Source organism: Kitasatospora sp. NPDC048715 (assembly GCF_043198905.1).
Taxonomy (GTDB): domain Bacteria; phylum Actinomycetota; class Actinomycetes; order Streptomycetales; family Streptomycetaceae; genus Kitasatospora; species Kitasatospora lactacystinica.
Map to the genome: position 1 here is coordinate 844057 of NZ_JBICVH010000001.1, position 25928 is coordinate 869984.

The 25928-nt window shown below is 73.0% G+C and carries 25 protein-coding genes; 14 read left to right on the forward strand and 11 right to left on the reverse strand.

The window, feature by feature from the left end:
• The first annotated feature begins 67 nt into the window (after positions 1–67).
• The 8 genes from ACGFSC_RS03900 to ACGFSC_RS03935 all read left to right on the forward strand — a co-directional run bounded on the left by ACGFSC_RS03900 (position 68) and on the right by ACGFSC_RS03935 (position 10533).
• Positions 68–1657 carry a methylmalonyl-CoA mutase family protein gene (locus ACGFSC_RS03900; protein WP_359911548.1) on the forward strand — a complete coding sequence of 530 codons (1590 nt, stop codon included), beginning with the start codon at positions 68–70 and terminating at the stop codon, positions 1655–1657.
• 213 nt (positions 1658–1870) lie between these two features.
• Positions 1871–3124, forward strand: a complete 1254-nt coding sequence (locus ACGFSC_RS03905; RefSeq protein WP_359911546.1) for an amidohydrolase — start codon at positions 1871–1873, stop codon at positions 3122–3124.
• 252 nt (positions 3125–3376) lie between these two features.
• The gene (locus ACGFSC_RS03910) at positions 3377–4435 is read left to right on the forward strand and encodes a BMP family ABC transporter substrate-binding protein (RefSeq protein ID WP_359911543.1); all 1059 of its coding nucleotides are present in this window, start codon (positions 3377–3379) and stop codon (positions 4433–4435) included.
• Positions 4436–4727: 292 nt separating this feature from the next.
• Complete coding sequence (locus ACGFSC_RS03915; RefSeq protein WP_380350510.1) at positions 4728–6308, forward strand: ABC transporter ATP-binding protein; 1581 nt, start codon at positions 4728–4730, stop codon at positions 6306–6308.
• Positions 6309–6311: 3 nt separating this feature from the next.
• A complete protein-coding gene (locus ACGFSC_RS03920) occupies positions 6312–7472 on the forward strand; it encodes an ABC transporter permease (RefSeq protein WP_359911540.1) in 1161 nt (386 codons plus the stop codon).
• On the forward strand, positions 7469–8734 hold the full coding sequence (locus ACGFSC_RS03925) for an ABC transporter permease (RefSeq protein WP_359911537.1): 1266 nt from the start codon (positions 7469–7471) through the stop codon (positions 8732–8734). The genes ACGFSC_RS03920 and ACGFSC_RS03925 overlap by 4 nt, the downstream gene beginning before the upstream one ends.
• Positions 8731–9141, forward strand: coding sequence for a cytidine deaminase (locus ACGFSC_RS03930; RefSeq protein ID WP_359911534.1), 411 nt, complete (start codon positions 8731–8733; stop codon positions 9139–9141). The genes ACGFSC_RS03925 and ACGFSC_RS03930 overlap by 4 nt, the downstream gene beginning before the upstream one ends.
• A gap of 114 nt (positions 9142–9255) precedes the next feature.
• Positions 9256–10533, forward strand: coding sequence for a thymidine phosphorylase (locus tag ACGFSC_RS03935; RefSeq protein ID WP_359911531.1), 1278 nt, complete (start codon positions 9256–9258; stop codon positions 10531–10533).
• A gap of 30 nt (positions 10534–10563) precedes the next feature.
• On the opposite strand, the gene ACGFSC_RS03940 is transcribed toward ACGFSC_RS03935, so the two are convergent.
• A complete protein-coding gene (locus ACGFSC_RS03940; protein WP_359911529.1) occupies positions 10564–11118 on the reverse strand; it encodes a Uma2 family endonuclease in 555 nt (184 codons plus the stop codon).
• Between the two features lie 26 nt (positions 11119–11144).
• The gene (locus ACGFSC_RS03945) at positions 11145–12428 is read right to left on the reverse strand and encodes an MFS transporter (RefSeq protein WP_359911527.1); all 1284 of its coding nucleotides are present in this window, start codon (positions 12426–12428) and stop codon (positions 11145–11147) included.
• A gap of 92 nt (positions 12429–12520) precedes the next feature.
• On the opposite strand from ACGFSC_RS03945, the gene ACGFSC_RS03950 reads away from it, so the two are divergent.
• From ACGFSC_RS03950 to ACGFSC_RS03960, 3 genes are all read left to right on the forward strand, one after another.
• Positions 12521–13489, forward strand: coding sequence for a LysR family transcriptional regulator (locus tag ACGFSC_RS03950; protein WP_359911524.1), 969 nt, complete (start codon positions 12521–12523; stop codon positions 13487–13489).
• Positions 13490–13619: 130 nt separating this feature from the next.
• On the forward strand, positions 13620–14777 hold the full coding sequence (locus tag ACGFSC_RS03955) for an adenosine deaminase (RefSeq protein WP_359911521.1): 1158 nt from the start codon (positions 13620–13622) through the stop codon (positions 14775–14777).
• Between the two features lie 229 nt (positions 14778–15006).
• Positions 15007–15378 (forward strand): ATP-binding protein, encoded by a 372-nt coding sequence (locus tag ACGFSC_RS03960; protein ID WP_359911518.1) that lies wholly within the window; start codon positions 15007–15009, stop codon positions 15376–15378.
• A 110-nt stretch (positions 15379–15488) separates the two neighbouring features.
• Here ACGFSC_RS03960 and ACGFSC_RS03965 read toward each other — a convergent pair whose 3' ends face one another.
• On the reverse strand, positions 15489–15674 hold the full coding sequence (locus ACGFSC_RS03965) for a PspC domain-containing protein (RefSeq protein ID WP_359906026.1): 186 nt from the start codon (positions 15672–15674) through the stop codon (positions 15489–15491).
• 348 nt (positions 15675–16022) lie between these two features.
• On the opposite strand from ACGFSC_RS03965, the gene ACGFSC_RS03970 reads away from it, so the two are divergent.
• Positions 16023–17420, forward strand: coding sequence for a hypothetical protein (locus ACGFSC_RS03970; protein ID WP_359906029.1), 1398 nt, complete (start codon positions 16023–16025; stop codon positions 17418–17420).
• Positions 17421–17498: 78 nt separating this feature from the next.
• Here ACGFSC_RS03970 and ACGFSC_RS03975 read toward each other — a convergent pair whose 3' ends face one another.
• On the reverse strand, positions 17499–18098 hold the full coding sequence (locus ACGFSC_RS03975) for a hypothetical protein (protein ID WP_359906032.1): 600 nt from the start codon (positions 18096–18098) through the stop codon (positions 17499–17501).
• Positions 18099–18246: 148 nt separating this feature from the next.
• Here ACGFSC_RS03975 and ACGFSC_RS03980 point away from each other — a divergent pair, with 148 nt between their 5' ends.
• Positions 18247–18927 (forward strand): PhzF family phenazine biosynthesis protein, encoded by a 681-nt coding sequence (locus ACGFSC_RS03980; RefSeq protein ID WP_359906035.1) that lies wholly within the window; start codon positions 18247–18249, stop codon positions 18925–18927.
• Here ACGFSC_RS03980 and ACGFSC_RS03985 read toward each other — a convergent pair.
• The 4 genes from ACGFSC_RS03985 to ACGFSC_RS04000 all read right to left on the reverse strand — a co-directional run bounded on the left by ACGFSC_RS03985 (position 18897) and on the right by ACGFSC_RS04000 (position 22248).
• Positions 18897–19505, reverse strand: a complete 609-nt coding sequence (locus ACGFSC_RS03985) for a VanZ family protein (RefSeq protein ID WP_359906038.1) — start codon at positions 19503–19505, stop codon at positions 18897–18899. The two genes, ACGFSC_RS03980 and ACGFSC_RS03985, sit on opposite strands and share 31 nt — an antisense overlap.
• A gap of 131 nt (positions 19506–19636) precedes the next feature.
• On the reverse strand, positions 19637–19969 hold the full coding sequence (locus tag ACGFSC_RS03990; RefSeq protein WP_359906041.1) for a hypothetical protein: 333 nt from the start codon (positions 19967–19969) through the stop codon (positions 19637–19639).
• On the reverse strand, positions 19966–21510 hold the full coding sequence (locus ACGFSC_RS03995) for a HAMP domain-containing sensor histidine kinase (RefSeq protein WP_359906043.1): 1545 nt from the start codon (positions 21508–21510) through the stop codon (positions 19966–19968). Before ACGFSC_RS03995 ends, ACGFSC_RS03990 begins: the two co-directional genes overlap by 4 nt.
• A gap of 60 nt (positions 21511–21570) precedes the next feature.
• Positions 21571–22248: a response regulator transcription factor gene (locus ACGFSC_RS04000; RefSeq protein WP_030257458.1), complete on the reverse strand. Its 678-nt coding sequence runs from the start codon at positions 22246–22248 to the stop codon at positions 21571–21573.
• 380 nt (positions 22249–22628) lie between these two features.
• On the opposite strand from ACGFSC_RS04000, the gene ACGFSC_RS04005 reads away from it, so the two are divergent.
• Positions 22629–23501: a SigE family RNA polymerase sigma factor gene (locus tag ACGFSC_RS04005; protein WP_380350557.1), complete on the forward strand. Its 873-nt coding sequence runs from the start codon at positions 22629–22631 to the stop codon at positions 23499–23501.
• Positions 23502–23707: 206 nt separating this feature from the next.
• Here ACGFSC_RS04005 and ACGFSC_RS04010 read toward each other — a convergent pair whose 3' ends face one another.
• The 3 genes from ACGFSC_RS04010 to ACGFSC_RS04020 form a co-directional block, all read right to left on the reverse strand.
• Complete coding sequence (locus ACGFSC_RS04010; protein WP_359906046.1) at positions 23708–24346, reverse strand: ATP-binding protein; 639 nt, start codon at positions 24344–24346, stop codon at positions 23708–23710.
• A gap of 47 nt (positions 24347–24393) precedes the next feature.
• Positions 24394–24801 carry a hypothetical protein gene (locus ACGFSC_RS04015; RefSeq protein ID WP_359906049.1) on the reverse strand — a complete coding sequence of 136 codons (408 nt, stop codon included), beginning with the start codon at positions 24799–24801 and terminating at the stop codon, positions 24394–24396.
• Between the two features lie 221 nt (positions 24802–25022).
• Entirely contained in the window at positions 25023–25928 is a 906-nt protein-coding gene (locus ACGFSC_RS04020) for an aldehyde dehydrogenase family protein (RefSeq protein WP_359906051.1), read from the reverse strand.

Sequence of the window (25928 nt, forward strand, 5' to 3'; positions counted from 1 at the left end):
GCCGCGGCGGGCCGGCCAGGCCCTACATTGCGAGGACCCGCTCCCCAGCTCCGGAGGAGGCACCCCCGTGACAGCCGAACCGCGCCGCGCCGAGTCGGGTTTCGCGATCGAGCCGCTGTACGGCCCCGAGTCCCTGGCCGGCCGGGAGGCCGGCGCCCGGCTGGGCCGGCCGGGGGAGTACCCCTACACCCGGGGCGTCTATCCGACGATGTACACCGGCCGCCCCTGGACGATGCGCCAGTACGCGGGCTTCGGCACCGCCGCCGAGTCCAACGCCCGCTACCGGCAGCTGATCGCGGGCGGCGGCACCGGCCTCTCGGTCGCCTTCGACCTGCCCACCCAGATGGGCTACGACTCGGACGCGCCGCTCGCCGCCGGGGAGGTCGGCAAGGTGGGCGTCGCCGTGGACGGCGTCGAGGACATGGCGGTGCTGTTCGACGGCATCCCGCTCGGCGGGGTGTCCACCTCGATGACCATCAACGCGCCCGCCGCCCTGCTCCTGCTCCTCTACCAACTGGTCGGCGAGGCCCAGGGGGTGGCGCCGGCCGCGCTCACCGGCACGGTCCAGAACGACGTGCTGAAGGAGTACATCGCCCGCGGCACCTACATCTTCCCGCCGCAGCCCTCGCTGCGGCTGGTCGCCGACGTGTTCCGGTACTGCCGGGCCGAGATCCCGCGCTGGAACACCATCTCCATCTCCGGGTACCACATGGCCGAGGCCGGGGCCGATCCCGCGCAGGAGATCGCCTTCACGCTGGCCAACGGCATCGCCTACGTCCGCACCGCGATCGCCGCCGGGATGGCCGTGGACGACTTCGCCCCCCGGCTCTCGTTCTTCTTCGTGGCCCGCACGACGTTGCTGGAGGAAGTGGCCAAGTTCCGTGCGGCACGCAGGATTTGGGCCAGAATCATGCGCGACGTGTTCGGTGCCCGGAACCCGCGCTCGCAGATGCTGCGCTTCCACACCCAGACCGCCGGAGTGCAGCTCACGGCCCAGCAGCCCGAGGTCAACCTGGCCCGGGTCACCGTGCAGGCGCTCGCCGCGGTGCTCGGCGGCACCCAGTCGCTGCACACGAACAGCTACGACGAGGCGATCGCGCTGCCCACCGAGAAGGCCGCCCGGCTCGCCCTGCGCACCCAGCAGGTGCTCGCGTACGAGACCGACGTGACCGCCACCGTGGACCCGTTCGCCGGCTCCTACGCCGTCGAGTCGCTCACCGACGAGGTGGAGGCCGCGGCGCGGTCGCTGATGGACCGGATCGAGGAGCAGGGCGGCGCGGTGGCCGCGATCGAACGGGGCTACCAGAAGGGCGAGATCGAGCGCACCGCCTACCGGCTCCAGCAGGAGACCGACTCCGGGGAGCGGACGGTGGTCGGGGTCAACCGCTTCCGGTCGGACACGGAGGAGCCCTACCAGCCGCTGCGGGTGGACCCGGCGATCGAGGAGCGGCAGGCGCGGCGGCTGGCCCGGCTGCGGGCCGAGCGCTCCGCCGACGCCGTCACCCGGGGGCTGGACGCGCTGCGCCGCACCGCCGAGGGGACGGGGAACGTGCTGTACCCGATGAAGGAGGCGCTGGCCGCCCGCGCCACCGTCGGCGAGGTGTGCGACGCGCTGCGCGGAGTGTGGGGGACGTATTCCCCGGTGGAGCGCTTCTGACGTCCTGCTGAACGGCCGTCAACCCGTCGGTGTCGTCGGGGAAGTGGCGGGCCGTGACCGTCGGCCGGGGTGGTCGTTGCACAGGGCACGCAACCCGGGGAAGGCGGCTGAAACAAGATGTCATACCCACGTGTCCGGCCGGTATGCACCCATCCGGGGACTAGTTTTCCGGAAGTCGGGCCAAATCCCCCCAACAGGCCTACGATTGGCGAGATGAACCGTCCTGAGCCCGCTCAGCCGGGCACCACTCTCGCCGTCCCACGCCCCGCCGCCGATCTGCGCGACCGGGTCCGGGCGCTGGAGCCCGAGCTGATCGCCTTCCGTCGTGATCTGCACCGGCACCCGGAGCTGGGCCGCCAGGAGTTCCGAACCACCGGGCTGCTGCGCGACCGGCTGGCGGCCGCCGGGCTCGAACCCCGGGTGCTGCCCGGCGGCACCGGCATGCTCGTCGACATCGTCCCGCCCGGCACCGCCCCGGGGACGGAGTTCCTGGCCTTCCGCGCCGACATCGACGCGCTGCCGATCGACGACGCCAAGACCGACGTGCCGTACCGCTCCACCGTCCCCGGCCGGGCCCACGCCTGCGGCCACGACGTGCACACCTCGGTGCTGCTCGGCACCGGCCTGGTGCTGGCCGAGGCCGCCCGCGCCGGTGAGCTGCGCCGCCCCGTCAGGCTGGTGTTCCAGCCCGCCGAGGAGGTCATGCCGGGCGGCGCGCTGGACGTCATCAAGGCCGGCGGGATGGCGGGTGTCGGGCGGATCTTCGCGGTGCACTGCGACCCGAAGGTGGAGGTCGGCCGGATCGCCCTGCGGGTCGGGGCGATCACCTCGGCCTGCGACCGCCTGGTGCTGCACCTGGACGGTCCCGGCGGGCACACCGCCCGTCCGCACCTGACCACGGACCTGGTCACCGCGGTCGCCAGGACGGCCGCCGACCTCCCGGGGGCGCTGGCCCGCCGGATGGACCCGCGCTGGGGCGTCAGCCTGGTCTGGGGGCGGATCGCCTCCGGCTCCGCGCCCAACGTCATCCCGCAGCACGCCGAGCTGGAGGGCACCGTCCGCTGCCTGGAGCTGGACGGCTGGCGGGAGGCGCCGGACCTGCTGCACGAGCTGATCGCCAAGCTGTCCGAGACCCACCGGGCCAAGTGGACGCTGGACTACCACCGCGGGGTGCCGCCGGTGGTGAACGAGGCGGTCTCGGTCGCCCTGCTGGACGGGGCGATGCACGCCCGCTTCGGCGGGGACGGCGCCGTGGTGGTGGAGGGCACCGAGCAGAGCCTGGGCGGCGAGGACTTCTCCTGGTACCTGGAGCACGCCCCGGGCGCGCTGGCCCGGCTCGGCGTCCGCGCCCCCGGCGACGCCACGGTCCGGGACCTGCACCAGGGCCGGTTCGACGTGGACGAGCGGGCGATCGGCATCGGCGTGGAACTGTTCTCGGCGCTGGCCCTGGAGGCGGACGGCAGCTGACGGCAGGTCCGGGGGCGGTGCGGCCGGAGCGAAGCGGAACGGCCGGATCCGGGGTCCCGTCGGGGTTACGTAAACTGACCGAACCGACCTCGGATCACCGTCCGCGCGGGGGATAGAGCCCCGGGGAGAACATCAGACCACGGTTTGATAACAACCCGTATGCTCCGGCACCCCGTAACACAACCGTGTTCTACGCGCGTTACGGTGGCGTCCGACCACGCCAAACGGTTGCGTGTAGAAGGAGATATCCCCTTGCGCCGTTCAATGAAGCTCGCCGCGGTTGTGCTCTCGGGTTCCCTGGGCATGGCCTCGCTCGCCGCTTGCGGCGCAAAGAGCACCGACTCCTCCTCCTCCGGCTCGGGCGACGGTTCGCTCAAGGTCGGCATGGCCTACGACATCGGTGGCCGCGGCGACCAGTCGTTCAACGACTCCGCCGCCCGTGGCCTCGACAAGGCCAAGTCCGAGCTGGGCGTCGGCGTGACCGAGGCCGAGGCCAAGCAGGGCGAGGCCGAGGCCGACAAGGAGACCCGTCTCAAGAACCTGATCGACGCGGGTTACAAGACGATCATCGCGGTCGGCTTCGTCTACCAGCCGGCGGTCAACAAGATCGCCAAGGACAACCCGACGGTCAAGTTCGCGATCATCGACTCGAACGACAAGGACCAGCCGGCCAACGTCACCTCGCTGCTCTTCGCCGAGCAGGAGGGCTCGTACCTGGCCGGTGTCGCCGCCGCGAACAAGTCGAGGGCCAAGCACGTCGGCTTCATCGGCGGTGTGCAGTCCGAGCTGATCAAGAAGTTCGAGGCCGGTTACACGGCGGGTGTGAAGTCCGTCGACCCGAGCATCACGGTCGAGACCACCTACCTGACCACCCCGCCGGACTTCACCGGCTTCGCCTCGCCCGACAAGGGCAAGGAGGCCGCGCAGGGTCAGCTCGACAAGGGCGCGGACGTCATCTACACCGCCGCCGGCTCCTCCGGCAACGGCGCCATCGAGGCCGTCGCCAACAAGTCGGGCGCCCTGGCCATCGGTGTCGACTCCGACCAGGCCAGCCAGCCGGCCCTGGCGAAGTACAAGAACAGCATCCTGACCTCGATGGTCAAGAACGTCGACACCGCGGTGTTCTCGTACGTCCAGTCGGTCAAGCAGGGCCAGAGCCCGACCGGCGTCAAGCTGTTCGACCTGAAGGCCGAGGGCGTCTCGCTCGCCACCACCGGCGGCAAGATCGACGACATCCAGGACAAGCTGAAGGTCGCCGCCGACGCGATCAAGTCCGGCGCCACCACCATTCCGACCGCGCCGGTCAAGTAAGCACCGCGCGTCCCGGACGCCGCAGAGCCCGCCGCCTGCCCGGCAGGGCGACGCATCCACACAGTTCACGGGAGGGGCCCGGCAGGGTGCGCTCAACGCGTACCCCCGGGCCCCGTTCCGTCTCTCCGTTCCCCCTTGGCCCTCCGAGCGCAACGACGCGCCTCCAGACCACCAGGAGACCGCCATCACCGCATCCGACCCCGTCCCCCTGCGCAAGGACGGCACCCCCAGCGCGGGGACGGCGACACCGGCCGTCGAACTGCGCGGCATCACCAAGCGCTTCCCGGGTGTCGTGGCCAACCACGACATCAACCTCACCGTCCGCACCGGGACCGTGCACGCCCTGATGGGTGAGAACGGCGCCGGCAAGTCGACGCTGATGAAGATCCTCTACGGCATGCAGAAGCCGGACGAGGGCACCATCGCGATCAACGGCGAGCCGTGCGAGTTCAACACCCCCGGCGACGCCATCTCCCGCGGCGTCGGCATGGTGCACCAGCACTTCATGCTCGCCGACAACCTCACGGTGTGGGAGAACGTCGTCCTCGGCGGCGAGAAGCTCCACGGCATCGGTGCCAGGGCGAAGGCGAAGATCAAGGAGATCTCCGACCAGTACGGCCTGGGCGTGCGCCCGGACGTCCTGGTCGAGGACCTCGGCGTCGCCGACCGCCAGCGCGTCGAGATCCTCAAGGTGCTGTACCGCGGCGCCAAGATCCTGATCCTCGACGAACCCACGGCCGTGCTCGTCCCGCAGGAGGTCGACGCGCTGTTCGACAACCTGCGCGAGCTCAAGTCCGAGGGCGTCACCGTCATCTTCATCTCGCACAAGCTGCACGAGGTGCTCGCGGTGGCCGACGCGATCAGCGTCATCCGGCGCGGCACCACGGTCGGCGACGCCGACCCGAAGGCCGTCACCGCCCGGCAGCTCGCCGAGCTGATGGTCGGCGCCGAGCTGCCCTCCCCGGAGAGCCGCGAGTCGACCGTCACCGACGCCGTGATGCTCGACGTCGAGGGCCTGCGGATCGCCAAGACCGACGCCGAGGGCATCGAGCGCGTCGTCCTCGACGACATCTCGCTGCGCATCCACAAGGGCGAGATCCTGGGCATCGCCGGTGTCGAGGGCAACGGCCAGGCCGAGCTGGTCGAGGCCGTCATGGGGATGCTGCCGCTGAACGCCGGCACCGTCACCCTGGACGGCAAGGACCTCTCCGGCACCCTGACCCGGGCCCGCCGCGAGGCCGGCATCGGCTACATCCCCGAGGACCGCCACAAGCACGGCCTGCTGCTGGAGGCCCCGCTCTGGGAGAACCGCATCCTCGGCCACGTCACCGAGGCGCCCAACTCCAAGGGCGTGCTGCTCGACCCGGCCGCCGCCCGCACGGACACCTGGCGGATCGTCGAGGAGTACGACGTCCGCACTCCCGGCATCGAGGTCACCGCGGCCTCGCTCTCCGGCGGCAACCAGCAGAAGCTGATCATCGGCCGCGAGATGAGCCACCAGCCCAAGCTGCTGATCGCCGCCCACCCCACCCGCGGTGTGGACGTCGGCGCGCAGGCGCAGATCTGGGAGCACATCCGGGTCGCCCAGCGGGCCGGCCTGGCCGTCCTGCTGATCTCCGCCGACCTGGACGAGCTGATCGGCCTGTCCGACACCATCCGGGTCATCTACCGCGGCCGCCTGGTCGCCGACGCCGACCCGGCCACCGTCACCGCCGAGGACCTCGGCACCGCGATGACCGGTGCCGCCAGCGGCCACCTGGAGTCCGAGCCGGAGGCCGTCGCCGAGGCGCAGGCCGTCGCGGCCGAGGGCACCGAGGCCGAGGCCGGGCACCAGCCCACCGACACCGCCGACGACCCGCAGGCGGGGGAGTAACCCATGACCAGTCCCAACCCCGCCGCCGCGAAGCCCGGCCTGGCCCAGCGGTTCAGCGGTGAGCGGATCGTGCTCGCGCTGGCGGCGCCGGTGCTCGCGGTCCTGCTCTCCATCGCGATCTGTTCCGTCCTGCTGGCGACTTCGGGCAAGAACCCGTTCGACGCCTGGAACGTGATGATCACGTACGCCGGCAAGTCGGACGGCCAGGTGGGCATCCTCAACCGGTCCACCACCTACTACCTGGCCGCCGCGGCCGCCGCGTTCGGGTTCCGGATGAACCTGTTCAACATCGGCGTCGAGGGCCAGTACAAGGTCGCGGCACTGTTCGCGGCCTTCGTCGGCGCCAAGGTGGACCTGCCGGCCTTCATCCAGATCCCGCTGCTGCTGGTCACGGCCATGCTGGTCGGCGGTCTGTACGCGAGCATCGCCGGTCTGCTGAAGGTCTACCGCGGCGTCAGCGAGGTCATCTCGACCATCATGCTGAACTCGATCGCGACCGCGATCATCGGTCTGCTGCTCGTCCCCGGCATCTTCGCGCCGAAGACCAGCGGCACCACCAACTCGATCCAGACCGAGCCGATCTCGCAGTCCAGCCACTTCTTCTCGCTGGAGACGGCCGGCGGAACGCTCTGGGGCTTCATCTTCGTCGCCGCCCTGGTCGGAGTGGTCTTCCAGTTCGTGCTGACCCGCACCCGCTTCGGCTTCGACCTGCGCGCCACCGGCCGCTCGGAGTCCGCGGCGACCGCCTCCGGCGTGAACGTCAAGCGCATGGTGGTCATCTCGATGGTGGTCTCCGGAGCCATCGCCGGTCTGATCGGCCTGCCGGAGCTGCTGCAGAACTCGTACTACTTCGGCCAGAGCTTCCAGCCCGGTCTGGGCTTCCTGGGCATCTCGATCGCCCTGCTCGGCCGGAACAGCCCGATCGGCATGGCCTTCGCGGCGCTGCTGTTCGCGTTCCTGGACGTCACCGGCTCGGTGCTGCCGCTCCAGGGCGGCTTCCCGTTCGAGATCGTCGACGTCATGAAGGGCACCATCGTCATCTGCGTCGTCGTCGCGTACGAGCTGGTGCGCCGCTACGGCCTGAAGCGTCAGCAGCAGAAGGTCGGCGCCCAGCTCGCCGCCCAGGCTGCCGCGAACAGTGAGAAGAAGGAGGTGTCCGCATGAGCACGGCAACGGCTGCCCGTCCGAAGGCGTCGGGCGCACCCGCGAAGAAGCGCAAGCTGTCCTGGCCGGTCGTCCTGCTCCTGATCGCGGGCGCCCTGATGCTGTTCTCCGCCGTGGGCCTGGCCACCGGCAACCACTCGTTGACCTCCTCCGGGCAGGTCACCGCCGCGCTCGGCGCCGCCGTGCCGATCGGCATGGCCGGTCTGGGCGGTCTCTGGTCCGAGCGGGCCGGTGTGGTCAACATCGGTCTCGAAGGCATGATGGTCGCCGGCACCTTCTGCGGCGCCTGGGCGGGCTACCTGGTCAACCCGTGGGTCGGCCTGCTGGCCGGCATGCTGGGCGGGGCGGTCGGCGGCCTGCTGCACGCGGTCGTCACGGTCACCTTCGGCGTCGACCACATCGTCTCCGGCGTCGGCATCAACCTGCTGATCCCCGGCATCTGCGCGTACGTCAACCGGATCTACTACAAGGACTACGTCTCGGTCGGTGCCGGCCAGAACCAGTCCCCGCCGGCGGACCCGCTGCCGTACATCACCGTCCCGGGCCTGTCCTCCGGGCTGAAGAGCATCGAGAGCCACCACTGGTTCTTCGTCTCGGACGTCGCGGGCGTGCTCGGCGGCCTGGTCACCAACATCTCGGTGGTCGTGCTGCTGGCCGGCGCGCTGATCGTGGTCAGCTACTTCGTGCTCTGGCGCACGGTGTTCGGCCTGCGGCTGCGCTCCTGCGGTGAGAACCCCACCGCCGCCGAGTCGCTGGGCGTCAACGTCTACAAGTACAAGTACCTCGCGGTCATCGCCTCCGGCGCCTTCGCCGGCCTCGGCGGGGCGTACCTCTCGCTGGTCGCGGCGCACTTCTACAAGGACGGCCAGACCCTCGGCCGCGGCTTCATCGGCCTCGCCGCGATGATCTTCGGCAACTGGATGCCCGGCGGCCTCGCCATGGGCGCCGGCCTGTTCGGCTTCACCGACAGCCTCCAGCTGCGCGACCCGGAGTCGGTGCACGTGCTGATCCTGATCGTCGGCATCGCGATGATCCTGTTCGCGCTCTGGCAGCTGTACCGCCGCAAGTACACCGCGACGGTGGTCTCCTTCGTGGTGGCCGGCGGCCTGATCGCCTGGTACTCGCTGACCGACGAGGTGCAGCGCCCGCTGATCGTCGCCACGCCGTACCTGATCACCCTGGTGGTGCTCTCGCTGGCCTCGCAGCGCCTGCGGATGCCCAAGGCGGACGGTCAGATCTACCGCAAGGGCCAGGGCAAGTGACCACCCCCGCGCCTGCGGCGCCGCCCGCGATCGACTGGGAGCTGCTGCGCGCGGCGGCGCGCGAGGCCATGGGCCGCGCGTACGCGCCGTACAGCAGGTTCCCGGTCGGCGCGGCCGCCCTGGTGGACGACGGCAGGGTGGTCACCGGCTGCAACGTCGAGAACGCCTCGTACGGGCTCGGGCTGTGCGCCGAGTGCGGGCTGGTGTCCGCGCTGCACTCCTCCGGCGGCGGCCGGCTGGTCGCCTTCACCTGCGTGGACGGCGCCGGCGAACTGCTGATGCCGTGCGGGCGCTGCCGCCAACTGCTGTACGAGCACGGCGGGCCGGGGCTGCTGGTCGAACTGGCCTCGGGCGTGAAGCCGATGAGCGAGGTCCTTCCCGACGCGTTCGGGCCGGAGCGGCTCTAAGGGCCCGGTTGGCCCTAGCCGCAGCAATTGTTACGCGCGTAGAGTGTCGCGAGTGGGCCGGAACCCGGTCATCTCGCGACACTCTTCGCTTTTGAAACCCCTCTTGGAGCACGCATGGACGCCATCTCCGTCATCAGGACCAAGCGCGATCGCGGAGAGCTGAGCGACGCTCAGATCGACTGGGTCATCGACGCCTACACCCGCGGTGAGGTCGCCGACGAGCAGATGTCCGCGCTGGCGATGGCGATCCTGTTGAACGGGATGAAGCCGCGCGAGATCAGCCGCTGGACCGACGCCATGATCCGCTCCGGCGTCCGGATGGACTTCTCCTCGCTGCCGCTGCCCACCAGCGACAAGCACTCCACCGGCGGCGTCGGCGACAAGATCACCCTGCCGCTCGCCCCGCTGGTCGCCGCCTGCGGCGCCGCCGTCCCCCAGCTGTCCGGCCGCGGCCTCGGCCACACCGGCGGCACCCTGGACAAGCTGGAGTCCATCCCCGGCTGGCGCGCCCTGCTCTCCAACGAGGAGATGATGGACGTGCTGGGCTCCGCCGGCGCGGTGATCTGCGCCGCGGGCGACGGCCTCGCGCCGGCCGACAAGAAGCTGTACGCGCTGCGCGACGTCACCGGCACCGTCGAGGCCATCCCGCTGATCGCCTCCTCGATCATGTCGAAGAAGATCGCCGAGGGCACCGGCGCGCTGGTCCTGGACGTCAAGGTCGGCTCCGGCGCGTTCATGAAGAACCTGGACGACGCCCGCGAACTCGCCCGCACCATGGTCGGCCTGGGCACCACCGCCGGGGTCAACACCGTCGCGCTGCTCACCGACATGTCCACCCCGCTCGGCCTCACCGCGGGCAACGCGCTGGAGGTCCGGGAGTCCCTGGAGGTGCTCGCGGGCGGCGGCCCGGCCGACGTCGTCGAGCTGACCCTCGCGCTCGCCCGCGAGATGCTCGCCGCGGCCGGCGTGCAGGGCAAGGACCCGGCGGACGCGCTGCGCGACGGCTCCGCGATGGACCACTGGCGCCGCATGATCGCCGCCCAGGGCGGCGACGTCGACGCCCCGCTCCCGGTCGCCCGCGAGCAGCACGTCATCCCGGCGCCCGCCTCCGGCGTGCTCACCGCCCTGGACGCCTACGCGATCGGCGTCTGCGCCTGGCGCCTGGGCGCCGGCCGCGCCCGCAAGGAGGACCCGGTCCAGGCCGGCGCCGGCGTCGAGATGCACGCCAAGCCCGGCGACACCGTGGTGGCCGGCCAGCCCCTGCTGACCCTGCACACCGACACCCCGGAGCGCTTCGACTACGCCGTCGAGGCCCTGGCCGGCGGCATCGAGGTCGCCCCGGCGGGCACGGCCTTCACCCCGAACCCGATCGTCCTCGACCGCATCGCCTGAGCGTCCTGAGGTCTGCTCACGTATGCCGGATCAGGCGTACGTGAGCAGACCGCTGGTGTCGAGCGTCCAGGGACCGACGGCGATCCTGTCGCCGAAGACGAACTTCTCCCGGGCCTCGTAGCCGGGTTCCGAGTGCACGATGCCCGTGCCCGTGCGGGGATCGACGAGCAGGTAGAACGGAATCCCCATGGCCGAGTAGTCGCGGACCTTGTCGTGGTAGTCGTTCTCGGGGTTCGACTTGGAGACGACTTCCACGACCAGCAGCACCTCGTGCGGGAGGACCGCCCGCTGTTCGCCCTCCAGGGTCGCCTCGGGGAACACCATCAGGTCCGGGTTGCGCAGTTGGCCGAGCCCCGCGTCCTGGAGATCCGCACCGTGATACGCGATGTGACCGGGGTGGGTGGCCGACAACTGGGCGTTGATCTGTCGGGAGAGGCGCAGCACGGCGAGTTCGTGACGCTTCACGGGCGACATCATCATGACGATCTGGCCGTCGGCGATCTCGATCTTCCCTATCCCCGGCACCTTCGGCAGCTGATCCGCGATCTCGAGCAGCCTGGCGTACACAGCAGGATCGATGCTCATGTTCCGGAGTGTATCCGTGGCGGCTGTCAAGCGTTCGCGACCGTTCGGCGGGCCGCGTGGGCCCGGTGGGTGGCGTAGAGGGTGACGGCGGCGGCGAGGGTCATGGCGGCGAGCCCGACGGTGGCGGCGCCGGGCCAGCCGGTGGCGTGGTAGGCGTCGGCGCCGAGGGTGCCGCCGAGGCTGTTGCCGAGGTAGTAGGCGATCAGGTAGAGGGCGGAGGCCTGGGCGCGGCCCTCGGTGGCGGTGCGGCCGACCGAGGAGGAGGCGGTGGCGTGGCCGGCGAAGAAGCCGGCGGTGATCAGGACCAGGCCGAGCAGGGCGCAGACCAGGGACTCGGCGAGGGAGAGCAGCAGGCCGGCCGCGGTCACGCCGATGGAGACGTAGAGGGCGCCGCGCCGGCCGAGGTGGCCGGAGAGCCGGCCGGCCGCGGCGGAGGTGCCGGTGCCGACCAGGTAGACCACGAAGATCGAGGCGGCGATCGACTCCGGCAGGTGGAACGGCGCGGAGATCAGCCGGTAGCCGACGGTGTTGTAGACCGCGCCGAACACGGCCATGAACAGCATCCCGAGCGCGTACAGCCGCACCAGCAGCGGGTTGCGCAGGTGCCGTCCGACGGTCCGGGCGAGCGCGCGGGCGTCCACCGGGGCGGGGGTGAAGTGCCGGGCCGCGGGGATCAGCAGCCGGAAGGCGAGCGTGGCGAGCAGGGCGAGGACGGCGGAGGCGGCGAGGCCCCAGCGCCAGCCGAGTCCGGCGGCGGTCCAGCCGGAGAGCAGCCGGCCGCCCATTCCGCCGATGCTGTTGCCGGCCACGTACAGGCCCATCGCGGAGGGCAGCGCACTGGGGTGGACCTCCTCGGCGAGGTAGGCCATGGCGGTGGCGGGGAGCCCGGCGAGGGCGGCGCCCTGGAGGACCCGCAGGGTGACGAGGGCGGTGAGGTCCGGCGCGAAGGGCAGGGCGAGCGCGAGGGCGGAGGCGGCGAGGGTGGAGGCCGTCATCACCGCGGTGCGGCCGTACTTGTCGGAGAGCGCGCTGGCCGGGAGCAGCCCGAGGGCGAGGCCGAGGGTGGCGGCGGAGGCCGTCCAGCTGGCCTGGCCGGGGGTGAGGTCGAGGTCGGCCGAGAGGATCGGCAGCAGGCCCTGGGTGGAGTAGAGCAGGACGAAGGTCGCGACCCCGGCGGCGAACAGGGCGAGGTTGGCGCGGCGGAAGTCGCGCTGGCCGGGGCGGTGGCGGTCGTCCGCGGTGGCGGCGGAGGGGGCGGTGGCGGGGGCATCCGGGGTGGTCACGGATGCCCCGGTATCGGCGGGCTGCATGTCGTCGACCGTAGGCCTGGCGCCGTTGATGCGTCCAATGCATGGAGCGTGGATGATCGATGCACTGGCGTATGAGTCGAGGTGGTGGCGCGATGTCCGGTCCGGAGTCGGCGGACGGCGGCGAGCAGCGGTACCGGGTGGCCGAGTTGGGCCCGCGGGAGCCGGCGGTGCTGCTGGCGCCCCGGCTGGCCCGGTTCGCGGCGGTGGCCCGGCTGGAGCACGTGACCCAGGCGGCCGCGCTGCTCGGGGTGCCGCAGCCGACGCTGTCGCGCTCGGTGGCCCGGCTGGAGGAGGAGCTGGGGGTGGACCTGCTGGCCCGTCAGGGCCGTACGGTGCAGCTGACCCGGGCGGGCCGGCTGCTGCTGGCCTCGGTGGAGCGGGCGCTGGCCGAGGTCGAGCGCGGTGCGGCGGCGGCCCGGGCGGAGGCGGACCCGGAGGCGGGCCTGGTGGCCTTCGGCTTCCTGCACACGATGGGGCCGGACGCGGTGCCGGCGCTGCTGCGCGGCTTCCGCGCGGCGCACCCGCGGGTGCGGTTCCAGCTGGTGCAGGACTACGGCGCGGCGATGCTGGAGCGGCTGCGGGCCGGGGAGTTGGACCTCTGTCTGGTCGCGCCGCTGCCGGAGGACCCGGCGTTCGCCGCCCGCCCGCTGGACGAGCAGCGGCTGCACCTGGTCGTCCCGGCGGACCACCGGCTGGCCGGGCGGCGGCGGATCCGGCTGGCGGAGGTGGCCGAGGAGCCGTTCGTCGGGCTGGAGCAGGGGTACGGGCTGCGCGCGATCACGGACGGCTTCTGCGCGCAGGCCGGGTTCGTCCCCCGGCTGGCGTTCGAGGGGGAGGAGGCGGAGACGCTGCGCGGGCTGGTGGCGGCCGGGCTGGGGGTGGCGCTGCTGCCGCCGGCCTTGGTGCCGCGACCGGGGGTGGTGGAGCTGGAGGTGACGGCGCCGCGCACCCGGCGGGCGATCGGGCTGGCCTGGGCGGCGGGGCGGCCGCTGACCCCGCCGGCGCGGACCTTCCGGGACTTCGTGCTGTCCCGGCGGGGGCGGCTGCTGCAGCACGACTGACGCCCGCTCGGCGGCGGTCCGGCGTTTTGGCGGATCGTATGGACCGGGCGGTGGAATTCCGCGTGGAGTTTGGACCATCCGGTGGTGTTCGCGGTGGTCGGTCTACGCGCGTAGGGGCTATATTTCCGCAATGGAACAGCAGATCCCCGTCACCACCGCGGGCACCGGCCCGCGCATCCCCACCGCCGACCAGATCCGCCGCGCGCCGAAGGTCCTCCTGCACGACCACCTGGACGGCGGGCTGCGCCCGGAGACCGTGGTCGAGCTGGCCGCCGCCTGCGGCTACCAGGGCCTGCCCACCACCGACGCCAAGGAGCTCGGCGAGTGGTTCCGCGAGGCCGCCGACTCCGGCTCGCTGGTCCGCTACCTGGAGACCTTCGCGCACACCTGCGCCGTGATGCAGACCCGTGAGGCGCTGATCAAGGTCGCCGCGGACTGCGCCGAGGACCTGGCCGCCGACGGCGTCGTGTACGCCGAGGTCCGCTACGCCCCCGAGCAGCACCTGGAGGCCGGGCTGAGCCTCGACGAGGTCGTCGAGGCCGTCCAGGAGGGCTTCCGCCTCGGCGAGGCCAACGCCCGCGCAGCCGGCCACCGGATCCGCATCGGCACCCTGATCACCGCGATGCGGCACGCCGCCCGCTCGCAGGAGATCGCCGAACTGGCCAACCGCCACCGGGACTCGGGCGTCGTCGGCTTCGACATCGCCGGTGCCGAGGCCGGCTACCCGCCCACCCGCCACCAGGCCGCCTTCGACTACCTCAAGGGCGAGAACAACCACTTCACCATCCACGCGGGCGAGGCCTTCGGCCTGCCGTCGATCTGGGAGGCCCTGCAGTGCTGCGGCGCCGACCGGCTCGGCCACGGCGTGCGGATCGTCGACGACATCACGGTCGGCGAGGACGGCACGGTCGAGCTCGGCCGGCTGGCCGCGTACGTGCGCGACAAGCGCATCCCGCTGGAGATGTGCCCGACCTCCAACATCCAGACCGGCGCCGCGGCCTCGTACGCCGAGCACCCGATCGGGCTGCTCAGCCGGCTGAAGTTCCGGGTCACCGTGAACACCGACAACCGGCTGATGAGCGGCACCAGCATGAGCCGGGAGTTCGGCCACGTGGTGGAGGCCTTCGGCTACACCCTGGGCGACCTGGAGTGGTTCACCGTGAACGCGATGAAGTCCGCGTTCCTGCCCTTCGACGAGCGGCTGGCGATGATCAGCGACGTGATCAAGCCGGGCTACGCCGAGCTGAAGGCGGAGTGGCTGTTCAGCGCGGGCACCGGCGGCAACTGAGCCGCCGGGGCGGTGCCCCGGGCCCGCCCGGTCGGATGAACGCCGTGTTCCCGCAGGAGAGTTGGCGTTCATCCGACTACTCACTCGGGTGAGTGAACGCCCTTTGGTTCCCGGGTGACCGGCTCACTACGGTGTGCCCGTCATTGCCGATACGGCTCGGCGGCGGTCGCCCGTCCGTCGGTCCCGTGCGTGAAGTCGGCCACCGACGAGGACCCAAAGGGGACCCACCATGAAGCAGGCTCTCAAGGCCGCGGGCACCGCGGCGCTCGGCATCGCCATCGCGGCGGTCGGCGCCGGTACCGCCTCCGCGGCCGACGGCCAGGCGGCCGGCGGCCTCGGGCTGCCCACCGGCGCGCTGACGAACCCGGCGGTGACCGGTGCGGTCACCGACACCGCCGCCAAGCTGCCCGCCACCGGCAAGGTGACCGAGACGCTGGGCACCCTCGCCCCGAGCGTGGGCAAGGCCGTCCCGGCCGGGGAGACCCCGCTGGCCGGCGTCACCCAGCAGCGTGCCGCCCTCCCGACCGTCCCGGGTCTGGACAAGACCCCGATCGGCGCGCTGACCAGCACCCTGCCGGCCCTCCCCGGCCTGACCGGCTGAAGTCCGGGGCGCGCCCGACCGGCACGCCCCGGCCCACGGCACGGCGACGGGCCGCCCACCCCGGGATCACCGGGGCGGGCGGCCCGTCGCCGTCCGCCGGGCCGCCGGGCTCACGGCTCCTGGGGGAGCAGCAGCCAGAGGGCCAGGTAGAGGAGGAACTGGGGGCCGGGCAGCAGGCAGGAGAACAGGAAGATCAGCCGGACGGTCCACGGGGTCAGGCCGAAGCGTTCGGCGATCCCGGCGCAGACGCCGGCGATGACGCGGTTGTGGCGGGGACGGGCGAGGCGCGCGGTCATGGTCTTCTCCGTGTGGTGGCGGCCCGGTCCGGCCGGTCCGGCGGGCTGCTTCCATACTCCGTCGCCGGCGGCCCCCGGTCCTCCGTCCGGCAGGTGATTCTCCGCCCCGAAGGGTCACCGGGTAGGCGTAGCCGGACGTCGGGGTAGCCCTCAGGGTGACCCCGAGGGCCGAGGGCCGGAACGTGCGCCCGGGCCCGTCCGAAGGGGCCCGGCCGGCTCGGTAGGATGCTGCCGATCGCAGTCGGCCGGGGGGCGGACGAAGAGCCCGACTTCGTTGTGGAACAACCTCTCGCGCAAGCGATTTCACGTCCTGATGGGTTCTGTCCCGCATTCTCTCGTGAGGTTGAATTGCGCATTCGGCATCGCAGATTCCTGACCGCGACCGCCGCCGTCACGCTGGCCTCCGGCCTGGCCGCCGTCGAGGGCCCGGCCGTCCTCGCCGCGCCGCAGGCCGTCGCGGTGGTCCCGGGCACCCGGACCCGTCCCTCGCCGGTCACGATCACCTTCGGGGGCCTTCCCGGCACCGTCACGGCGGGTGGCCCGGCGGTGGAGTTCACCGCGACGCTCCGGAACACCGCGGACCACCGGCTGGACGTCCCGTCCTCGTTCTTCGGCCTCGCGGACACCGGCGTCGGCGTCGGCGCCGACGCCGGGCAGGGCCACTTCAGGCTGGAGTACCGGTCGCCCGGCGCCGCCCAGTGGCAGGACGCCAGGGTGAACGCCGCGGGGACCGGCGCCCGCTGGGCGCTCGACCAGCCCGCCGCGCTGTCGCTGGCGGCCGGCGCCGAGGCCGTCTACCGGCTGCGGCTCACCGTCACCGCCGACGCCCCTGCCGGGCGGGTGACGCCGGGCTTCGACTCCGTGGTCTCGGACCCGGCCCTGCCGCCGGAGCAGCGCACCACCGGTGCGGAGAGCGGCCACCCGGACCTGGTCGTCGCCCCGGCGGCGGCGCCGACCACCGTGCCGACCGCGGCGCCGGCCACCCCGGCGGCCACCGTGGAGGTCGGGTTCGAGGGCGTGCCCACCTCGTTCACGGTGGGCGGGGAGGCGAAGCCGTTCACGCTGGTCCTCACCAACCGGAGTGGCAAGGACCTGCGGGTCGTGCCCGCGGCCGTGTTCCAGGGGGCGGCCGAACTCCCTTCGAGCACCGTCAAGTTCGAGTTCCGTGCCGTCGACGGGCAGTGGCGGGAGGCCACCCTGGCCGACAGCCCGGGGCACCCGGCCTGGCTGTGCCTCGGGCTGCGGACCGGGGACCGGGACGCCGACGTCATCGCGCTGGCGAAGGGCGGGAGCCGCACCGTCGAGGTCCGGCTGGCCTTCACCAGGGACGCGCCGATCCTGTTCGAGTCCCTGGTCGCCGTCGCGGACACCCTGCCGGAGCCGGGCGAGAGCGCGGCCGAGGCGGTCGGCGCCGCGGCCGACTTCATCACCGTGCCCGCGCCGGGTCCCACCGCCAGGGCCGCTCCGGCGTTCCAGGAACCCGCCCCGGGCCCGGAGGTGCCGGAGCCGTCCGCCGCCCCGGTCGTCCCGGCGGCGGCTCCCCCGATGGCGCCGAGCCCGGCGACGGGCGGCTCGCGGACGGTGGCCGCCCCGGCCGCCGACACCCGGCTGGCCTCCACCGGTGGCGGCACGGCCGCGGAGCCGATGGCGATCACCGGGGCGACCGCGATCGCCATGGGCGTCGGCACCCTGGTGGTGGCGCGGCGCCGCAACCGGCTGCGGGGCGGTGCCGGGAACCGGCCCTGACGTGCCGGAAGGCCCGTCCGCCCCCGCTGTCGTGCGGGGACGGGCGGGCCTTCCGGTGCGTACGGGCCGGTGGCGCGGTCAGCCGACCGGGTTCTGCGGCGGCTGCGGCTGCGCGTACGGGTTGTCCGCCACCGGCTGCGGGGGGACGCCCGGCTGGTACGGCGCGCCGCCCTGCGGCGGGGCGGGCGGAGCGGCCTGCGGCGCGACCGGGGGAACCGGGGCGCCGGCCGGCGGCGGGACGGGCGCGCCCGGCTGCTGGGCGTACGGGGTCTGCGGGGCGTTCGGGTTGAACGGGGCCTGCGGGGCGTTGGGGTTGAACGGCGCGTTCGGGTTGAAGGCCCCCTGCGGCGCGTTGGGGTTGAACGCGGCGGCCGCCTGGGCGGACTGCTGCTGCTTGGCGTTGCCGCGTTCGACGAGCGCCTTCACCGAGGCGACGATCATGCCGACCGGCAGGATGAACACCTTGAAGAAGATGTAGTAGGTGCCGCCCTCGAAGACGAACGCCAGGTAGTAGGCGTACCCGAGGAAGCCGAGGCCGAGGACGACGTTGAGGACGCGCAGGCCGACCTTCAGCCCGCCGGCGGCGGCCCCGAGGGCCACCATGATGACGCCGCTGAGCGCCAGCAGTACGACGTACCAGGAGAAGAGCGGTTCGGCGCTGAAGTCCAGATTGTTCAAAGCGGTTTCCTGGGGAAGGGAAGAAGAAAAACGGCAGGCGCCGTTCGGGGACGAGAGCGCACAGTACTAAAGGCGGCCGACATTCGTCGCCGCCTTTGTGTCACGGTGTCATTGCGCTGTGCCGCAGCGGCAGTCGACGGGGTGGGAAATGACGGATTTTGAGGTGCTGCGGGTCTTTTGCGGGCCGGACGGCGGGCACGGCAACGCGCTCGGCGTGGTGCGCGACGGCGCCGCCGTGCCGGGGCGCGCGGACCGGCAGCGGATCGCCCGCGAACTGGGCTTCAGCGAGACGGTGTTCGTCGACGACCCGGAGCGCGGGGAGATCGACATCTACACCCCGTCGGTGCGCCTGCCGTTCGCCGGCCACCCGTGCGTGGGCGCGGCCTGGCTGCTCGGGGCGGACCGGCTGGTCACGGCCGCCGGCGAGGTGGCGGTGCGGCGCGCGGACGGACTGACCCGGATCGCGGCCCGGCCGGAGTGGGCCCCGGGGCGCACGCTGCGGCGGTACGGTTCGGCGGCCGAGGTGGAGGCGCTGGAGGTGCCGCCGCCGGGGGAGTGGGTCTACGCCTGGGCCTGGCAGGACGAGGCGGCCGGCACCGTACGGGCCCGGGCCTTCCCCGGGCGGGGCGACGGGATCGACGAGGACGAGGCGACGGGAGCGGCCGCCCTGCTGCTGGCCGCGAGCCTGGGGCGGGCGCTGACCGTCACCCAGGGCCGGGGCTCGCAGCTGCTGGCCGGACCGCGCCCGGGCGGGCTGGTGGAGGTCGGCGGCCGGGTGGTCCGGGCCCCGGGGCCGGCTCAGCGGGCGGGCGGCGTCGGTTCGGCGTAGGCGCGCCGGCGGGCGGTGGGCGCGACGGCCGTGACCGGGGTGACGGCGGCCACCGGCGGCACGGAGAGCACCGGCATCCGGGGCGCCCGCGGCCGCCGGTCCCGCAGCAGGTGCCGCAGGCCGGGGACGAGCGCGAGGTGGGCGACGGCCACGCCGGCCACGGCGAGCAGGATGTGGTCCACGTTGAGGACGTGCCCGGGCGCCCAGGACGAGAGGAACTCCAGCGCGGTCGCCAGCAGCGCGGAGACGCCGGTGGTGCGCAGGAAGGAGGGCAGCCAGGGGGCCCGGAGCCGGCCGCCGGCCAGCGGCAGCAGGACCCCGAGCGGGGCCAGCAGCAGGAGTTCGCCGACCACCTGCCAGCCGCTGGAGGAGCGGAGCGAGGCGAGCGGCGTCAGGTTGGCGTCGTACACCCAGGCCACCGGCAGTGGTCTCAGCACCAGCCAGAGCGCCAGTGCCAGGTGGCCGGTGAGGCCCGCCAGCCCGGCCAACCGGAGGGGACGGTGGACGGCCGCCGCCGGGCTGCTCTCGGTCCCCGCGCCGGAACGCTCGTCGCGTGTCCTGGTGCCATCTCGCTGCACGGGGGGAAGGACGTGGGTCGACGGCACGTCGGTTCCACACCCGGCGTGAACATTCCCAAACGTGCCCCCCGAGTCCCGTCCGCTCCCTCCTCCCCGGCGTCGCGCACCCAGCGGGAATTGTCAGACACGCCCTAACGGCAGGGCGAGGTCGTCGGCACCGCGCCGAACACGTTGTCCGGCGGCGGGCTGCCCGGCGTCACCGGGGTGGGTGACGGGCTCGGACTCACGGCCGCCTTGGTGCCGCGGGTCGGGGTCACGGTCGGGGCCGGTCCCGGCGGGGTGGCCAGGGCCGCCGGTATGTGCGGCGTGGTCGGGCAGGCCGTCCGGCTGGCGGGCGCGCCGGCGTCGACCGGTACGGCGGTCGGCCGGATGCCGCAGCCGGAGGCCAGCGCGAGCAGCAGCAGCACGCCGGCGCCGCGGCGCAGGACGGTGCGGGGGACGGCGGTGTCGGTGGGGGCGGTCACGTGGTGTCCTTGTCCTCGGCGGCGTCGCCGGCGGGGCCGCCCTCGGCCCCGCCCGCTGACGGCGGAGGCGGCGGGGCCAGCGGCAGGGTCAGGGTGAACACCGCGCCGACCTCCCCGTTCGCCGCCGTGATCGTCCCCCCGTGTATCTGCGCGTTGGCCATCGCGATCGACAGCCCGAGGCCGCTGCCCTCCGAGCGCGCCCGCCCGCGGTCCGCCTTGTAGAAGCGGTCGAAGACGTGCGGCAAAACGTCCTCCGGGATGCCCGGACCGCTGTCGGAGACCTCGACCACGACCGACTCCCCGTCCTGCCGGACCCCGACCCGCACCGGCGAGCCGCCGTGCTTCAGCGCGTTGCCGATGAGATTGGCGAAGACCACGTCGAGCCGGCGCGGGTCGACCACGGCCAGGATGCCGCGCGGGGCGTCCAGTTCGACCGCGTCGTACCAGGCCCGCCCGTCGATGCAGGACATGATCAGGTCGGCGATGTCCACCTCGTCGGCGACCAGCCTGGCGGTACCGGCGTCGAAGCGGGTCACCTCCATGAGGTTCTCCACCAGGTCGGACAGCCGCCGGGTCTCGCTGACCACGAGCCGGACGGCCGGCTCGATCATCGGGTCCAGCGACTCGGCCTCGTCCTCCAGGATGTCGGTCACGGCGGTCATCGCGGTCAGCGGGGTGCGCAGCTCGTGCGACATGTCGGCGACGAACCGCCGGCTCTGCGCCTCGCGCGCGCTCAGCTCCTCGACCTGCTCGTGCAGCGACTCCGCGGCCCGGTTGAAGGTCCGCGCCAGGTCGGCGAGTTCGTCCGAGCCCTCGACCTCCAGCCGGGTGTCCAGGTGCCCCTCGCCGAGCCTCCGGGCGGCGTCCCCGAGCCGCTTGACCGGCCGCAGCACGGTCGCCGAGGCGGCCTGGGCGAGCAGCGCCGAGCCGATCAGCGCGAGCAGCGTGGCGATGGCCAGCGACCAGCCCAGGGTGTTGAGGTCGGCCCGCTCGTTCTCCAGCGACTTGAACATGTACGCCGTCGGGCCGTTCGGCACCACCTTGGTGCCGCCGATCACGAACGGCCGGCCCTCCAGGTTCTGCCGCTGCCAGTACAGGTGGTACGGGTACGGGTTGTTCTCGGTGATCTCGCGCGGCTTGGCGACGGTGGACTGCAGCGCCGCCGGGACGTCCGCCAGCGTGAAGTTCGCGGGGTCGGAGGAGGCCGTGCACTCCGGGTGCGCCGCGTCGACCACCACCACGTCGTACGTCAGCCCGGAGCTGGCCACGTTGGACGCCAGCGCGGCCAGTTCCGGGCAGCTCGCGTTCAGCGGCAGCTCGGAGACGTTGCGGGTGAGCGAGACCCGGAAGTCGTTCAGCGCGGTGTCCTGGGCGCGCTTGAGCACCGCGTCGCGGTTCAGCCAGTACGCGATGCCGGAGGCCGAGACGGCGGCGAGCAGCGCGACGGCCGCGAACACCGCGATCAGCCGCACCCGCAGGGAGCGCAGCCGACGCCACCGGCCCGTCGGGAACCGCCGGGCAGTCGTCTGATGGTCAGTCACAAGAGCCTGTCGTGGTACGGGAGTTCAGGGGCAGGTGGGGCTGGTCGGAGGCGTTCGGGGTCAGGCCGGCGGGTCCAGCCGGTAGCCCACCCCGCGGACGGTGCGGATCAGCGTCGGCGCGGACGGCACGTCCTCGACCTTGGCCCGCAGCCGCTGCACGCACGCGTCCACCAGGCGGGAGTCGCCGAGGTAGTCGTGCTCCCAGACCAGCCGCAGCAGCTGCTGGCGGGAGAGCGCCTGGCCGGGGCGGCGGCTGAGCTCCAGCAGCAGCCGCAGCTCGGTCGGGGTGAGCTGGAGGTCCTGTCCGTCCTTGGTGACGGTCATCGCCGCGCGGTCGATCACCACGCTGCCGTAGGCGGAGGAGTCCGAGCTCTCCCGCTCGCCGCGGCGCAGCACCGCCCGGATCCGGGCGTCCAGCACGCGTGGCTGCACCGGCTTCACGACGTAGTCGTCCGCGCCGGACTCCAGGCCCACCACCACGTCGATGTCGTCCGAGCGCGCGGTGAGCAGGATGATCGGCAGCTGGTCGGTGCGGCGGATCCGGCGGCACACCTCGAAGCCGTCGATGCCGGGCAGCATCACGTCCAGCACGATCAGGTCGGGCCGCTGCTCCTTGAAGAGCCTCAGGCCGTCCTCGCCGGAGGCGGCGGTGGCCACGCGGTGGCCCTGGCGGGTGAGAGCGAGTTCGAGGCCGGTCCGGATGGCGTCGTCGTCCTCGATCAGAAGGAGGAAAGGCACGGCCCCATTTTGGCCCACCGGCCGCGCCGAATCACCCCCCGGATCACCCACCGTCCCTCCGGGAACCGGAACGGACGCCACCGGCGTCCGGTACGGAGGGAGGCGGTCCGGGATGTTCGGGCCCCTCCTGTGACACCCCTGTGACAGTCGGCGGACAGCGCCATCACAACCGGCGGGCAGGATTTTCCATGTCGCCGCAGGACAGCGGGCCGCAAGGCCGGCTGAAGGGCGGCTACCGGAACCGCTCGTACCGACCCAGGGGGCGCACGATGAACGCCATGCTTCAGACCCGGACCAACCCGGCTGTCCGCACCGCGCGTTCGTCAGCCACGTCCCACCGGACCCGGTACGAGGTCAGGACCGACGAGAACTCCGGTGCCGTGACCGTGCGGGGGTGCGCGCACAGCACCGGTGGAAACCCTGGCGCCCGTCGGGTGAGCGGCGGCGGCAGGACGGGGGAGCTGTACGGGATCGGCCGTCTGGGGAGTTCGGCCGACTCCGCCAACACCCTCACGCTGCGGGGGATCCTCCCCGTCCGCGTCGAGGGCAAGGACGCCCCGGGGGGTAACCGGGGGACCGGGGGGAACGGTCTGCGGACGGTCGGTTCGGGGGAGCCGACCGGTCGTGAGGCCGCCGGTGCGACGCTGCTGCGGCTGAACCCCGCCGCGGCCCGCACCACCGAGGCGGGACAGGGAGGCGCGCAGGGGGAGCACCCGGCCGTCGCGGAGGACCACATCACGGAGTTCACCGCGTACGTGCGCGAGCGCCGCGCCTCCCTGTACGCCACGGCCTACCACCTGACCGGTGACCGCTACGAGGCCGAGGACCTGCTGCAGAGCGCGCTCTTCAGCACCTACCGGGCCTGGGGCCGGATCACCGACAAGGCCGCGGTCGGCGGGTACCTCCGCCGCACCATGACCAACCTGCACATCTCCGCCTGGCGGCGCCGCAAGGTCAACGAGTACCCGACCGAGGAGCTGCCGGAGACGGCCGGCGACACCGACGCGATGGGCGGCACCGAGCTGCGCACCGTGCTCTGGCAGGCGCTGGCGAAGCTGCCGGAGAACCAGCGCACCATGCTGGTGCTGCGGTACTACGAGGGCAAGACCGACCCGGAGATCGCCGACGTGCTGGGGATCAGCGTCGGCACGGTCAAGAGCAGCATCTGGCGCGCCCTGCGCCGGCTGCGCGAGGACGAGCACCTGAACAAGTCGGGCGACACCGTCCGGGCGTTCGGCGAGCTGGTCGCGTAACGAGGACTCCCGTCGGGGGACGGGAAGCGGACGGTCACGGTCCGGGGGCAGCGGCTCGGGGGAGCACGCCCGTGGGGGAGCCGAGGACCGTTCGGGGAAGGCGAAGGGCCCGGTGCGGGGGAGACGCACCGGGCCCTTCGTCATGTCCTGGGTGTCACGGCCCCACGGCGCGGGCCGGTCCGGGCCGCGGGATCCGGCCCCGGGGTTCAGGCCGCGGAGAGCTCGGTGGTCCGGGCCGCGGCGCGGATCCGCCGCTCGGCCTCCGGGCCGGCGCACGCGTACGAGCCGAGCGCGACCTGCCGCCCGACGATGGACCGCTCGGCCCGCATCAGCCGCAGGCCCCGGCGCAGCAGCACCGGCAGCGACTTGCGGCCCTCCCGGACGTCCCGGCGCAGCCGGCGCCAGGCCGTGGTGAGCGCGCCGTTGCGCAGGCACAGGGCGTCGCCCAGCAGGCCCTGGTCGGCGCACTCGGCGGTGATCTCGGCGGCGAATATGCCCTCCGCGATGAACGCGCCCGCCCCGCCCAGCTCCAGGCCGCGGGTGCCGATCCGGCCGTTGTCCGGGATCGAGTACACCGGGACGTCCGTGCGCCCGTGCTCGTGCAGGGCGCGGATCGCGGCGACGGCCTGGTCGCGGTGCCAGGCCAGCGGGGAGTCCCAGTCGACGGCGCCGTCCGGCAGCCGCGGCAGGGTCGGGTCGTCCCCGTCCTTGTAGAAGTCGTCGAGCTGGAGCACCGGCAGGCCGCTGCGCTCGGCCAGCGAGGACTTCCCCGACCCGGAGGGCCCGGAGAGCAGGATCACCCGGGCATGCCCGGTCGGTGCGGGGTTCATGGGGGAGTCACTCACGGGACATCAGTCTGACGCATCCCGGCCGGTTGCCGAAACCGGTCGGCTCAGACCTTCTGCCGCGGCTTCGGGCCGGACAGGGCGGACCGGACCATCGGCAGGCAGCGGCTGTCCACCTGGAGGTACACCGGCTCCCCGCCGCCGGGCGGCCGGTACGCGGTGGCGGCCCAGTCCTGGTCGTGCCAGGTGTCGGGCTCGGGTTCGTGGAAGGTGCCCCCGACGGGCAGTTCGAGCGGGTCGGCGCCGCGCGCGCGGAAGCACGCGGTGGCGGCCCCGGGGGTGATCCCCAGCGTCCCGTTGACGTAGCCGGGCCGTCGGCCGGGCCGGTCGGAGCGAGCCGAGCAGGGCAGCCGCACCGCCTTCCCGGCGGCCAGCCGGCGGCGGGCCCGGGCCACCCGCCACCGGCGCAGCACGCCGTCCGTGACGAGTGCCATCAGCTCGCCCAGTTCTTCCATCGCGCCCCCTCGGCCGGTTCCGTCCCGACGATCATGGTCCGGACGCGTACGGACCGGGAGCCCCGAAAGTCGGCCCGGGCGGCGACGAAAGTCGCGGGAACGCCGACGGACCCGCGCCAGGGGGGGAGAGGCGCGGGTCCGTCCAATGACCGTCCGGGCCCTGGGGGGGTGAGGGCACTGGGGACGGCCAGCTTGTGGAGTTGTTACTCGGAGCGGGGAGGTCAGATCCCCATCGGGTGCCAGACCGTCTTCGTCTCCAGGAACGAGAGTAGCCGGTCCGTACCGGGCGCATTGGTCCAGTCCTGGGCGAACGGGTCCAGCACCGGACGGACTACCCTCTTCAGGGTATCCGCGGCGGCCGCTTCCAGCGCCTGCGGCGCGCCGGGACCGTCGACGGCGATGGCTCCGGTGAGGTCCAGCGCGTTGACGTCCTGGTGCGAGGCCAGGGTGGGGGCGATGTCCGCCGTCCGGCCCGAGACGATGTTGACCACGCCGCCCGGGACGTCCGAGGTGGCCAGCACCTCGCCCAGCGACAGCGCGGGCAGCGGGGCGTCCGCGGCGGCCGCGACCACGACCGTGTTGCCGGTGGCGATCGCCGGGGCGATCACCGAGACCAGGCCGAGCAGCGAGTGCCCGTACCCGGCCTGCGGGGCGACGATCCCGACCACGCCGGTCGGCTCCGGGGTGGAGAGGTTGAAGAACGGCCCGGCGACCGGGTTGGCGCCGCCCGCGATCTGGGCGACCTTGTCGGTCCAGCCCGCGTACCAGACCCAGCGGTCGATCGCGGCGTCCACCAGCGCGGCGGCCTTCTTCGGGCCGATGCCCTCGGAGACGGCCACCTCGGCGGCGAACTGCTCGCGCCGGCCCTGGAGCATCTCGGCCACCCGGTACAGCACCTGGCCGCGGTTGTACGCGGTGGTGCCGGACCAGCCCTTGACCGCCTTGCGGGCGGCCACGACGGCGTCGCGGGCGTCCTTGCGGGTGCCCAGCGGGACGTTGGCGAGCCACTCGCCCTTTGCGTCGGTCACCTCGTACACCCGCCCGCTCTCGGAGCGCGGGAACTTCCCGCCGACGTACAGCTTGTAGGTCTTGAGGACGTCAAGACGCTGGAAGGTCGTGTCAGACAT